Source organism: Haloarcula sp. Atlit-7R, assembly GCF_003666065.1.
Taxonomy (GTDB): Archaea; Halobacteriota; Halobacteria; order Halobacteriales; family Haloarculaceae; genus Haloarcula; species Haloarcula taiwanensis.
In genome coordinates this window covers 45,652-58,894 of the sequence record NZ_QXIK01000007.1, presented here as the reverse complement: position 1 = coordinate 58,894, position 13,243 = coordinate 45,652, and the positions used below count along the sequence as shown (strand labels likewise).

Below are 13,243 nucleotides of genomic sequence, written 5' to 3'. Positions count from 1 at the left end.
GGGTCAAATATATCAAACTCCCATAAGTTCACTGAATCCGGGGCTGCAGCGTTGAAATCCGTGCACTGATTATGCGCCACCATGGACCCACCAGCCCGAAACGGCTCAACGGCCCGTAGAGTGTCTCACGTAGACTGTTTCCTTCGGCAAAAAGCCCTCTCTAAGCCAGTGCTGGGCGACAGGAGCTACCCGCCGAGGAAGTCCTCGCGGACCTGTTGGTCGTTGAGAAGTGCCTCACCGCTGTCTTCGTGTCGATTCTGCCCCTGTACAAGGACATAACCGCGATCACACCGCCGCAATGCCTCTTTGGCGTTTTGTTCGACGAGGAGCACAGCGGTACCGGCGTCGTTGATCTCGTCGATGCGGTCAAACATCTCATCGACGAGATCCGGTGCCAGGCCTGCGCTGGGTTCGTCAAGCAGTAACAGGTCGGGATCAAGCATGAGCGCACGGCCCATCGCCAGCATCTGTTGTTGCCCGCCTGACAGTGTCCCTGCTTTCTGCTCCGACCGGGTTTCCAGTATCGGGAACCGGTCGTAAACAGCCTGTAGCCGCTCCTCGGGAAACTGATCGAGCGTGTATGCACCCATCTTGAGGTTCTCTGTGACCGTCAGCGGTTCAAACACGTTGTTGCTCTGTGGAACGAAACTCAACCCGTATGAGATGATGTCTTCCGGTTGTTCACCGGCAATGTCCCTGTTATTGAATACGATTTCACCCCCCATGTACGTCGTCAATCCGAACACAGACTTCATGACAGTGGACTTGCCCGCGCCGTTCGGGCCGACGATAGTGATGTACTCACCCTGTCCGACCTCCATGTCAATTTCTGTGAGAATCTGCAGATCACCGTACCCGGCGTCCAGTTGCTGTACTGACAGTAAGCTCATACTGTCACCTCTTCCCCGAGATATGCATCAAGGACTTTGTCGTTGTTTTTCACTGCGTCCGGTTGCCCCTCTGTGAGGACACTCCCCTGGTGCATCACGATGACCGTATCACAGTTATTCATGATAACGTCCATGTCGTGTTCGACGAAGAGGAAGGTGTAGCCCTGCTCTTTGAGCGTCTGCAACCGGTCAATGAGTTTCTCTTCGAGTGTTGGGTTGACTCCCGCAAGCGGTTCGTCCAGCAGTACCATCTCGGGATCGGTCATGAGCACACGCGCCATCTCAAGCAGCTTCCGTTGGCCCCCTGAAAGATTGCCGGCAGATTCGTGCGCGACGTGTTCGATCTCGAATAGTTCGAGCATCTCCCATGCTTGTTCTCGGAGTATCTTTTCCTGCTCGATGACCTGTGTTCTGGCTCGCGGGAGGACCGCCCGCCAGACTGCTTCGCCGGCCTGGCCCTGCGGTGCCAGCATCAGGTTTTCAAGCACGGTCATCTCCGAGAGCTCTCGGGCTATCTGGAAAGTCCGGACGAGGCCCTGATTTGCGACCTGATCTGATCGATACCCCGTTATTTCCGTGTCGTTGAACTCGACTGCACCCCCGTCTGGACGTTGCACCCCGGTAATGAGGTCGAATGTCGTCGACTTGCCCGCTCCATTCGGACCAATCAGACCAGTGATAGTCCCTTTCTCCACGTGGAATGAGACATCAGCGACGGCGGTAATACCGCCAAACGTCTTTCGCAGGTTCTTCACTTTGAGTATCTGTTCTTGCTGTCCGTTCTGGGTCTGGCCGCTCTGTCTTGCTTGTGCGTTCTTACTCATTGTCATCCTCGCGAGGCTCCTGTCGTGAGAGGTCAACACTCGATGCGATTGCTTTTCGATGACCCAGCAGACCCTCCGGATGCCGTTGCATGAGATACACCAGAACAATACCTAACAGCATAAGCCGGAGCGCAGAGATGCTCACGTCCTGCACGGAATACGCCAGCAATGGTGTGACATCAAGGGCTCCTAACTCGGCGATAGCACCAACAAGCGTATCGGGAGCGTTGCTGAGTTGGAGGTACTCCGCCACAACCCGCCGGATGAACGAGGGGCCCTCGAAGAGCAGACTGGCGAACAGCGCACCGCCGACGATGCTTCCCGTTGGCGACCCGGTCCCACCGATAAACAGCGCAATGAAGATGTAGAACGTCTGTATCGGCTTGAACATCCGTGGCGATGCATACCCGCCAGAGAGACGCCAGAGAATAGCGATGAGCCCCATGAGCGCACAGCCGAGCGCGAATGTCTTGATTTTGAATCGGCGCGTGTCCTTCCCCAGGGCTTGCGTGACCTGCTGGTCCTCGCGGATGCTCTTGAGGACCCGGCCGAAGGGTGACTTCCCGAGGCGGATCATCAGCCAGTACAAGAGGCCGAGACAGAGGCATAACACAATCACGTACGCCCAGCCGATAACCAGCGTCTCCTCGATTCCCAGCGGTGCCACGACACTGAATATCGCCGTCCCCAGCGCATTGGGTGCTGGGGCTGTTGCGGCAGGGTCCGTGTAAAAGAGAATCCGGATCGGGTTCGATGGCAAGGACAGGCCCGTCGCACCGCCCGTTCCGAATGCAACGCCGGCAATGCGGGTGTTCGCGAACTCCGGCGCACGGAATGTGAGACGCACGATTTCCGAGAACGCGACAGTCACGATTGCAAGATAATCAGCACGGAGTCGGATCGCAGGTAATGCTGCGAGGCCGCCAGTGACCCCGGTCACGAGTAGCGCACCCAGAATCGCGACCGGAAGTGGCAGCCCGAAGCCGGGCGGACTGGCTGTCACTGGAGCGGTCAGTATCCCCATCGTGTAAACGCCGATGGCCATGAATCCAGCCGCACCGAGATTGAACAGGCCTGCGTATCCCCACTGGAGGTTCAGCGCGAGCGCTAACATAGCATAAATCGCCGAAAGGAAGGCGACGCGCCGGAGCGTGTTGACCGTGCCATTCAGTTGGAACCCGAGAACAGCACTGAAAAGCGCGTACAAGCCCCCGATAGCGAGGGCCAGGGCGATGAGCAAGCGCACGTCGTTGTTGCCAAGCCACCCCTCAGCCCGTGCCTGAATAGAACCCGTACTCATGCCGTCGTCCTCCCGCTGAACAGCCCCGACGGGCGCACGAGCAGCATGACGATCATCATAACGAACGCCGCGACCAGAAGGAAACTGGCCGGAATCCAGACGAGTGCGAGTCGGCTCACGATTCCGAGGATGACACCGCCGACCATTGCCCCGTAAATCGAACCGACACCGCCGAGGATGACCGCTGCGAACACCAGTAACAGCAGGTCCCATCCCATTGTTACTGTGAGCGTTCCCTGCTGTAACGCGATAAGAAAGCCTGCACACCCGGTAAGCCCGCCGCCGATACTCCAGGTGAGTTTGACGACGCGCTCTGTCGGGATGCCTGTGACTTTCGCGAGGTCTTTGCTCGCAGCCATTGCACGCATCGCGGTGCCGATTTTGGTGTACTGAAGCAGAACGTGGGTAGCAAGCATCAGGAGTGCGGCGACGACGACCAGCGTAATCTGGTGTCCGCCAAACGTGACACCCGCCAGAGTAAGCTGGGGGACGTTTCCGCCTGTCAGTCCGCGGCTATCAGTCAGGAACGAATAGGTGATGAGATTACGAAGAAACAGTGCGACACCGACGCTGGCGATCATCAGCGTCACACCGTCGGCGCTACGCATCGGCCTGAACACGATTCGGTCCAGCAAGAGCGAAAGGGCAGCTGTCAGGACCGCAGCGACGAGTAAGCCAGCCAGCAGGGCCAGTGGGGTATTGACGACGTTTATTCCAAGTTCGTTCGAGCCGACTGCGATCGGGCCGCCGATGAGGACGAGCGCTTCGACGGAAAATTCACCTAGCCCGGCAATCAGAAACGCCGTCGCCCATCCGGCGAACGCACCGCTCGTAATCAAGTCTCCGTGGGCGAAGTTTGCGAAATTGAGGATGCTGTATGTCATTGAGAGGCCGACGCCAGCCAGTCCAAGCGACATCCCGAGTACCAGGCCGTTCCAGAGATAGCTCATGAGATCTGTGGCGGCAATCGTGCCAGTTTCTAACTGTCGAAAGATATCGAAGACGAGAAACACGCCGATAACCGCGAATAGAACGAGTACTGGGCGGTTGTACACTATATTCTGTCCACGGTTGTAGTAGTCTCGGGCCGCCATACGTTTGTGCTCTGTACCCAGTGTTAAAAATCTTGATGTAAAATCGTCATAGAATCCGAGGGAACCGAAGCTGTGCCCCAAATTCTTGCTAACATTACACATGGCAACGAATGGCAAGAGAGGTCATTCTCTCTTTATCCAGCGGAGTTCTCTTGCAGGTGGCGTAGCAAAAGAGACACCGACACGGACGCAGACGCCCGCGACGAGAAATGTGACGCCGCTCGTCGGACGGGACAGTCGAGCACGAGTGCCAACGGCACCCTACAGCGAATTCGTGACCGTTCGCATCACTTCCAACGCCTCTTTCAGTTCAGCTGTACTCGTGGCATACGAAATTCGCGCCTGTCCCCGTCCACTCGGCCCAAACGCCTCGCCAGGGACCACGATGACATCGTTGTCCAGCATCTTCTGGGTCCACCCGTCTGGGACGTGAGGCATCGCGTAGAACGCCCCCTTCGGCACCGGCGTGTCGAGGCCGATATCCTCCAGCCCATCGAGGAGAACGTTTCGTCGTTCCTCGAAAGCAGACACCATCTCTCGAACCGGTTCCTGCGGACCAGTAAGCGCCGCTTCGGCAGCGTACTGTGAGGGAGCGCTGGCACACGCCTGCACGTACTGGTGCACTCGAAGCATCCGCTCGATTCGCTCTGCACTGGCCGCTACCCAACCGAGCCGCCAGCCTGTCATCGAGTACGTTTTCGAGCACGCGCTGGCCTGGATTACCCTATCAGAGGTGGCAAATTCAGCCGGCGAATGGTGTTCACCGTCGAAGACAATCTTCTCGTAGACTTCATCGGAGAGGCAGATAAGCTCGTGTTCGTCCGCGATCCGCGCGAACTCTGCCATGTCTCGCTTCGATTGCACCGCGCCGGTAGGGTTCGCTGGACTGTTAACGATAAACAGCGACGTGTTCTCCGTGATGGCATCCTCAACGGCGGCGGGGTCGAGTGTCAGGTCGTCCCTGAGTTCGACCCGCTTTGGTTCGCCGCCGGCGAGTAAGACCAATTGTTCATAGGCCAGAAATCCGGGGTCAGGGCAAAGCACTTCGTCGCCTGGCCGGACATGGGCCTCGATTGCAACGTGAATTGCCTCACTTGCCCCGGCAGTAGCAATGATGTTTTCGGGCGGGATGTCCTGCCCGTTGTCGGTGGCGTAGCGGTCACTAATAGCCGCTCTGAGTTCTGGAATCCCCTTGTTGGAGGTGTATGAATCACCCATCCCATCCTGAATCGCACTCACCGCTGCCTCCCGAGCGTGCTCTGGAGTGGGAAAATCAGGCTGGCCGAGACCCAGATTTATTGCGTCTTCGCCTGCCGCCTCGAAGACTTCACGGATGCCACTGATATCCATCGCTTCGACGCGTGCTGCGTACTGAGACATCAGTTCATGAGTATAACGGTATTTGATTATAGTCTTTCGGTTGTCTGACAATGACTATCCCACCAGTCCTGCCACAGAGACCGTGTATAGGACGACCTGAGTCACGGTTGTGTCACACCATCGTCCGAGATGACCGCCCCTGGAACACAGGTAATTGTGAGTGAGAAAGCCCAGCGACGTTTCCGTTAGACTTCGACCTGCTCGATGTTTTCTGTGCCGTTCTCTGTGTACCTGAAGTAATTGTACACGGCGCTGGCGAGGTCACCATTGTCATCGAACTCGACTGGGCCTGAGACTCCCTGATAATTGATTTCGGTCCCTTCGGCCGCAAGCGACACGCCCTCTCCCAGGGTTTCAGGGCCGACCGTTTCGCCACCGGCGTCTGTGACTGCCCGCATGTGATCCCGGACTGCAGTCCCGTCATCTTCACCAGCTGCTGCGCGTGCCAGCATGAGGACTGCCGCAGCATCGAACGATTGCTGATTGAACGGCCCCGGTGCAGAGCCGTACTCCTCCTCGTATGCCGACCTGAAGTACTCGATTCCCGGACCGGCCGAGGACGGATTGGTTCCGCGGACGTTTGTCATATCGTGTCCCACGTTCCCGGGCAAGTCATCGGCCCTGAGTCCGTCTGGGACCAGGATATCCATGTCCGCTCTGTCAAAGTTCTCGTAGAAGTTCCGGAAGATTTTGTTCCCGCTCTCGGGGTAGCCAATGATCACGAGCGTTCCCGGGTCGCCATCAAGAGCGTTTTGCAACTGTGAGGTGTAGGAGGACCGACCCGCCGAGTACGAGACCTGATTCAGCACCTCACCGCCGTACTCCGACTCGAACGTCTTGGTAAAGCCGTTCGACAGGCCGTTCCCGTACGCGTTATTGAGAAAGAGGATGGCTGAACTCTCTTTCTCAAGCCGTTCGGCCGCTATCTGTGCCAGCAGCGACCCCTGCAGCTTGTCCGTTGGCGGTGTCCGGTACACAAAGTCGTTATCTTCGAGCGAGGAAACATCAGGCGACGTCGCCGATGGTGAACACATAACCGTCTGGTTCGGGATGGCAACGTTCTCGGCGACCTGCAGCGTCACTGACGACGCCAGTCCCCCGCAGATCATCGGATACCCGGCGTTCACGAGGGCTTCTGCACCACTCACACCCCGACTCGGCTTGGTCTCCGTGTTCTCGAACTGCGTATCGACTGCGAACCCGTTGTCCGCGTCTCGGACCTGCTTTACAGCTAGTTCTGCTGCATCTCGAATTGCGGGGCCTACTTCGGACAGCCCACCCGTTACCCCCATTAGGATGCCCATGCTGATGGTGTTGCCACTACTCCCACCGTCTGTCGAACAGCCTGCGAGTCCGACAGCGCCTGCGGCACCAATGCTCTTCATGACAGTTCGACGGCTGACTGTATCGTGCATCGCAACACTCGCCATGACACAATCTTTCGTGATAAACGTTATTATGAACCGTAGCAAGTCTGCACAGGGACGAAAGGGGCCTCGAGAGGGTCTAAGTCAGGCACAGCCACTCCCGACTGTTCCGCTTGCGCTACTGTATTGTCCCTCGCTGCGGGCAATCCCTGTCCGATACCAGACGCACAGAGAGTCGAAACACTCTCGTCTGAACTGCTCGTGCCATACTGTCAGTACGTGCCACGTCTGAGTGGATACCCGTTCGAACTTTCCGAACGGTGTCGACGGCAGGGCGTCGCAACACCTTCCGACCGGTACAGTGCAATCTCGACCCTCACAGGCACGTATTCGACACACCGCGGATTCGTGTGTCCAATCGCTCACCCGCGGTTGACTGTCGATATTCAGCATGCATGACAGTTCTCGCATCGGTGGATAGTCTCAGGTTCGGCGCGCAGTGGTCACGCTCCAACTGGACAGCCAACTATCCGGACGACGTTAGTATATAAACCGGCTGTAGTGTGATGCCAGTTCGAGCTACTCGAACAGCTAGGGCCCACGCACACTGTGACCTCGAAGAGTGGGTATGTCTACGCCGCCGAAAGCCAATTCATTGAGGGATATACCTAAACTAGCTGAATGGTATAAAACGGGCCTACGTTCGCACTACTATTACATTCATATGTTTGTAACAGCAGCTCCGATTGTGGCGCAGGAACTGTTACAGCAGTACCACTGTAATCAGTCAGCGGCCGTATCCAACGCTATGGAGTACAGGTTGTCTACACAAGAGGTACAGGCGAATAGAGAGGGTTTTCCGACAATTCGTCCAGTTTCTCTCGTTTTTTCTGAATATTCTACTATTCATATGATGGGAGCAGCCCTATTCGAATCAGTAGAACAGTTCTATTGAGAGAAACAGAGGTTACAGGCATCCAAAGTGAGTGATGCTCCCAGATTCCAGTGCTATCTCATGATCGAATTACTTGAACAGCACAGCAAGTCAGTTGGTTTCGCAGGGACCCGAGCCCCCCATGCAGCCATAGCTGCTGTACCTTTGCACCCCAAACTCTATATCTTGGGAGTGACCCACAGTGAGACGTAACGCAACGATCGATAATGACAGCCAAATTTACTACGTATGACTGACACAGGAAAGCGCCTTGTCGAAGAACTGGACGAGCAAGGCGTCGAGTACGTCTTCGGATATCCCGGTGGTCGCGCCATCGAGATTCTTGACCACGTCCCGGATGCCGATGTGGAGATGGTCCGGCCACGCGATGAGCGGGAAGCCAGCGTCATGGCCGAGATGCACGGACGACTCACCGGGGACCCCGGGGTCCTCGCGGGACAAGGTCCCTGGATCGGGAGCCTCGGCGCAATCGGCCAGATGGAAGGAAAACTGGCTTCGTCACCGATGGTCGTCATTACCGAGGCCAGCGAGCGGGGCGACTATTCGACGCTCGCGCCGTATCAGCAGGCTCGCGGTGACTACGGTGGGCTGGACCTCCCGTCAGCGCTCGATGCCTACACCAAGGAAAACTGGTTCCCGCGCTCACCGACAGAGACGGTACGAAGCCTCCAGCTCGCGTTCAAACACGCGACTGCCGGCCGGCCCGGGCCAACGGCAATAATCCTCGACGGCGACGCCGTCACCGAGGAGATGCCCGACGACCCGATTCCACCGGTCTGGGACGGCCACGATCAGGTGCAAAACTGGGACTCGCGACCGGCCCACGAGGACGTCCAGACAGCGATAACAGCCCTGAGCGAAGCTGACCGCCCGGTCATCATTTCCGGCAACGGCGTTCACGCCGCCGACGCCTACGACCAGCTCGAAACTGTCGCAGAGGCGACTGATGCCGTCGTCACTACCTCCTATCTGGGCAAGTCGACGTTCCCCGAAACCCACGACCTGGCTGCGGGCGTTATCGGCTCCTTCGGGCACGAGGGCGCAAATCAGGTCGTCAGCGAGGCAGACGTCCTCCTCGTCGTGGGTTGTCGCATGAACCCGATGGACACGAACTGGCAGTCCCCGGAGTTCATCCGGCCTGACGAGCAAACTATTATTCACGCAGACATCGACACGCGCAACGCCGGCTGGGTCTACCCCGCAGATGTCGCACTCATCGGTGATGCGGCACACAGTCTCGACGACCTGGCGGCGAACCTCCCCGAAAGCGCTGGAAACGACTGGGCGCACGACCGTGCGGCCGCGGCGCAGGAGTCGTTTTACGCCCCCAGATGTGAGTCGGACGCGTCGCCAATCAAGCCACAGCGGGCGGTCAAGGAGATCGAGGCAGTGGTTGATTCGGAGACCATCGTGACCGCCGACTCGGGCAACAACCGATTCTGGTTGCTCAATTATCTTCAGACACCGGACACCGGGACCTACTACGGCAGCGGTGGCGTCGGCGCGATGGGATGGGCAACGCCGGCCGCGGTGTCCGCCGCCATCACAACGGGGAAAGATGTCATCGCCGTCGCGGGAGACGGTGGCTTCACGATGACGATGACCAGCGTGGAGACAGCCGTCGAGAACGGCGTCGCGCCCACGTTCGTCGTCCTCAACGACACCAGCCTGGGCATGGTCCGTCAGATGCAACACGAGGCGGGCGACATCGCTGGTGTCGAGTTCCACGACACTGACTTCGTGAAGGCAGCCGAGGCGTTCGGCGCTGATGCGACGCGGGCAGTAACGCCCGCTGAACTGTCGGCTGCACTCGAAGAAGGAACCAGCGCCGATGTCCCGTTCGTCATCGACGTTCGCATCGACCGCGACGAAGAGATGGTCGAGTCCCTCCAGTCGTCGTTCTACAAGGAAGTCGGCGGGCTGCACGAATGAAGTCCCGAGCATGGTTTAGCAAAGAATATAAATCAACTACGGAACACACATTGATACAACAATGACAGATACAACAGTACTCGTCACCGGCGGAACCGGCTTCCTCGGCTCGTATGTCGTCGAGGACCTCATCGAACACGGTCACGACGTCGTCGCCTACGACCTCTCGACGGACGACCACATCCTCTCGAAGCTGGGTGTCGCCGACGATGTGACTATCCGGCGCGGTGATGTCTCCGAGGCGACGGACGTGATTCGTGCCGTCAAAGAGACGGAGACGACGCATATTGTGCACCTCGCGGCACTGCTGACGAACACGGCACGGGACAACCCGCGGGCTGGCCTCGATGTCAACATCAAGGGGACCAACAACATCTTCGAGGCTGCACGCACCCTCGACGACCAGATCGAGCGCGTCACATGGGCTTCCAGCGCGGCGGTGTACGCGCCGCCACATAATTACGCCGCCGACTACGTCGATGAGAACGAACTCGTCTATCCTGATACGCTCTACGGCGCGACAAAAGAGTACAACGAACATCAGGCCCGTGTCTACCACGAGGATTACGATGTTGACCACGTTGGACTCCGCCCGACTGTGGCGTACGGCCCCTACCGCGAAACCGGAGGGTCGGCGTTCCTCGCAAACATCATCGAGAAGCCGGCACTCGGCGAACCGTTCAGCGTCGAGTACGGTGATCAGGTAATCGACTGGCAACACGCCCGCGATATCGCACAGGCGTTCCGGAAAGCGACGTTCGTCGACGAGGACAATCTCAGCCAGCGCATCTACAACGTCCGCGGCGTCCTCGCGACGATCCGCGAAGCCGCCAACACGGTCCGGGAAATCGTCCCGGATGCCGACCTGTCGGTCTCTGATGAGGGCGAACTCCCCTGGACCCAGAATCTCGATATGACCGCTGCGCAGCAAGACTTCAGCTACGAGGTCGAGTACGGCCTCGAATCCGGGTTCCGGTCGTACATCAACACGCTCCGGGAGGAGAACGGCCTCGAACCGCTCTGAAACGCCAGTCCCGCCGTCGAAGCGTACTGCACCCCGTGGGTTCGCCCGCGTTTCGCTCAGTGCTCCAGAGTGACCCCAGTGTTTGATTAGGGACCTGCCTGTACGCCTACGTGATGTACGAGCGCGACTTCATGGAAGGAACGCGTGGCACCATGGCCGTCGACTGGGAAGAACGGATCGACGTCAAGCGGATGCGACGCGAACGCAAAGAACGAGCTCTCGACCGACTGCGGGATTCCGAACTCGGGTCGATGCTGCTGATCAACGACCCGAACGTCCGGTACGTCACCGGGCTGGCGATGACCGGCGGGAGCGGGGCGGACCACTACACGCTCCTGACCGAAGACGGCGATGTCGTCCACTGGGACACTGCGGACCACGCATCGAACCAGCGGTTCAACTGTCCCTGGCTCGACGACATCCGATATGCCTGTCCGGGACTCGGCAACGTTCCTCGGGCGTCGGGCAGCGCTGCCGCGCGCGACTGGCTCAAAGACAAGATGGCCGAGACGGTGTACACCGCCATGGAAGAGTACGGTGTCGACCGGGAGCCGATGGGCATCGACGTGGGCAACGGGGCGCTCATCGAGAAGTTCGAGGACCGTGGCGTCGATGTCGACACCAGCGCGGCGACTGACATTATGCTCGACGCGCGGAAGACCAAAACCCGCGACGAGGTCGAGTGTCTGCGACAGGTCGCTGCCATCTGTGAGGCAGGCTTCCAGAGGATTACTGAGAGTGCAAAACCGGGCAAGCGGGAATCTGAAGTCTGGGGTGATGCAGTCGGCGAACTCTGGCGGCACGGCGCAATGGCCCAGGGTGGCTACGTGACCTCTGGCCCGAACACCTGGCCGAAACATCAGGCGAACACGACCGACCGGGTGATTCGACCGAACGACCTCGTGTACGCTGATTTCTACAACATCGGCTATCTGGGCTACCGCTCCTGTTACTACCGCACGTTCAGCATGGGCGAACCGACGCAGGCACAGAAAGACGCCTACGAGAAGGCCCGTGACGACCTCTATGACGTCCTCGAACGGATCGAGCCGGGGGCCACGACCGACGAGATCTGCAAGGGCTTCCCCGACAGAGACGGCGAGCATATGGACTGGTACGACGCCGACGAGTTCTGGCAGATGACGACCAACCACTGGGCGCATGGGCTGGGGCTACAGCTCTACGAGACGCCGCTCATCTGGCGCGGGCTCTCACCGGACCATCCGATTGAAATCGAGGAGGGCATGACGATGGCTGTCGAGACGATGCAACCCGCGGAACGGCAGGGCGTCCGCGTCGAAGAGATGGTTGTTGTCCGCGAGAACGGCGTTGAGATCCTCAGTGAGTGGCCCGTTTCGGAGATTACTCGAATCGACTACTGACTGGCAGTATCCAGCCGGTCTCACGCACTGTCCGATTGCCAGCGCGTCACTACCATTAAGTCGGTCGCGTCGTAATTGAGAGGTATGCAACTGGGAACAGGCCTGTTTACCTGTCAGCAGCGCCCGGACGACGACCGCGAAACCAGTGACATTTACGACGAAATGCTCGAACTGGGGGCAGTTATCGACACCGCAGGTCTCGATAGCGCCTGGGTCTCAGAGCATCACTTCCTCGATGACGACTATCTATCGGGCGTCACACCGGCACTCGGGGCGTTAGCTGCAGTCACCGATAATATCGAAATCGGCTCTTGTATCGCACTCGCGCCGCTGTATGACTCAATCCGGCTCGCCGAGGATATCGCAACGGTGGATCAGATCTCCGGTGGCCGAACTACCCTCGGGCTGGCAATCGGGTCAAACGTCTCCGAGTTTGATGCCTTCGGGATTCCCGACGACGAGCGGGCTGACCGGCTGGCCGATACGGTCGATACGCTTCGCGGTGCTTGGTCTGACGGACCGCTCGACTACGAGCCGGAGTTCCACGACATCTCATCGGATGTCACTGTGACACCGAAGCCAGCACACGATGTTCCTCTCATGCTCGGTGGGGCGTCGCGACCTGCCGTCCGGCGGGCCGCCCGGACCGCTGACGCATGGTGTGCCCCGTCGTCGCTGTCAGTCGATGGCGTCCGGAAGCGTGTCGAGGATATCAGGCACGTCCGTGACGACGAGGAAATCGAGGGCGACTTTCAAGTGTATGTCCTCCAGCACGGGTTCGTCGGTGACTCCCGCGAAGACGCATGGGAGCAGATGCGCGACGGCTACCTCTACATCCAGCGCCGGTACGAGGAGATATTCTCAGGCGAGGCGGTTCCGGAACTGGACGACGACCGCAAACAGGAACTCAAAGAACAGGCTCTCTTCGGGACACCCGACCAAGTCGCGGCCGAACTGGAAACGTACCGGGAGGCGCTGGGGGATGACATCCATTTCATTTTCCGGACGTACCACCCCGGAACCGGAACGCAGGAAATGGCCGAGTGCATCCGGCGGCTGGGTGAAGAGGTGCGACCGAAGGTCAGCTAGAGACTG

General features: G+C 58.8%; 10 protein-coding genes. 4 read left to right on the top strand and 6 right to left on the bottom strand.

Annotated elements, in window-relative coordinates; genetic code table 11:
* Nucleotides 1-185: 185 nt before the first annotated feature.
* From D3D01_RS14730 to D3D01_RS14705, 6 genes are all read right to left on the bottom strand, one after another.
* Nucleotides 186-890 carry an ABC transporter ATP-binding protein gene (locus D3D01_RS14730; RefSeq protein ID WP_101351912.1) on the bottom strand — a complete coding sequence of 235 codons (705 nt, stop codon included), beginning with the start codon at nucleotides 888-890 and terminating at the stop codon, nucleotides 186-188.
* On the bottom strand, nucleotides 887-1,714 hold the full coding sequence (locus tag D3D01_RS14725) for an ABC transporter ATP-binding protein (RefSeq protein ID WP_121512791.1): 828 nt from the start codon (nucleotides 1,712-1,714) through the stop codon (nucleotides 887-889). Before D3D01_RS14725 ends, D3D01_RS14730 begins: the two co-directional genes overlap by 4 nt.
* Nucleotides 1,707-3,014, bottom strand: coding sequence for a branched-chain amino acid ABC transporter permease (locus tag D3D01_RS14720; RefSeq protein WP_121512691.1), 1,308 nt, complete (start codon nucleotides 3,012-3,014; stop codon nucleotides 1,707-1,709). Before D3D01_RS14720 ends, D3D01_RS14725 begins: the two co-directional genes overlap by 8 nt.
* Nucleotides 3,011-4,108 (bottom strand): branched-chain amino acid ABC transporter permease, encoded by a 1,098-nt coding sequence (locus D3D01_RS14715; protein ID WP_121512690.1) that lies wholly within the window; start codon nucleotides 4,106-4,108, stop codon nucleotides 3,011-3,013. The genes D3D01_RS14720 and D3D01_RS14715 overlap by 4 nt, the downstream gene beginning before the upstream one ends.
* A 261-nt stretch (nucleotides 4,109-4,369) precedes the next feature.
* Nucleotides 4,370-5,488: a pyridoxal phosphate-dependent aminotransferase gene (locus D3D01_RS14710; protein WP_121512689.1), complete on the bottom strand. Its 1,119-nt coding sequence runs from the start codon at nucleotides 5,486-5,488 to the stop codon at nucleotides 4,370-4,372.
* A 185-nt stretch (nucleotides 5,489-5,673) separates the two neighbouring features.
* Nucleotides 5,674-6,873, bottom strand: coding sequence for an ABC transporter substrate-binding protein (locus D3D01_RS14705; protein WP_121512790.1), 1,200 nt, complete (start codon nucleotides 6,871-6,873; stop codon nucleotides 5,674-5,676).
* Between the two features lie 1,165 nt (nucleotides 6,874-8,038).
* Here D3D01_RS14705 and D3D01_RS14700 point away from each other — a divergent pair.
* From D3D01_RS14700 to D3D01_RS14685, 4 genes are all read left to right on the top strand, one after another.
* Nucleotides 8,039-9,742, top strand: a complete 1,704-nt coding sequence (locus D3D01_RS14700) for a thiamine pyrophosphate-binding protein (protein ID WP_121512688.1) — start codon at nucleotides 8,039-8,041, stop codon at nucleotides 9,740-9,742.
* 61 nt (nucleotides 9,743-9,803) lie between these two features.
* Complete coding sequence (locus tag D3D01_RS14695; RefSeq protein WP_101351498.1) at nucleotides 9,804-10,766, top strand: NAD(P)-dependent oxidoreductase; 963 nt, start codon at nucleotides 9,804-9,806, stop codon at nucleotides 10,764-10,766.
* Between the two features lie 113 nt (nucleotides 10,767-10,879).
* Nucleotides 10,880-12,148 carry a M24 family peptidase gene (locus tag D3D01_RS14690; RefSeq protein WP_121512687.1) on the top strand — a complete coding sequence of 423 codons (1,269 nt, stop codon included), beginning with the start codon at nucleotides 10,880-10,882 and terminating at the stop codon, nucleotides 12,146-12,148.
* A gap of 84 nt (nucleotides 12,149-12,232) precedes the next feature.
* Complete coding sequence (locus D3D01_RS14685) at nucleotides 12,233-13,237, top strand: LLM class flavin-dependent oxidoreductase (protein WP_121512686.1); 1,005 nt, start codon at nucleotides 12,233-12,235, stop codon at nucleotides 13,235-13,237.
* Nucleotides 13,238-13,243: the final 6 nt, after the last annotated feature.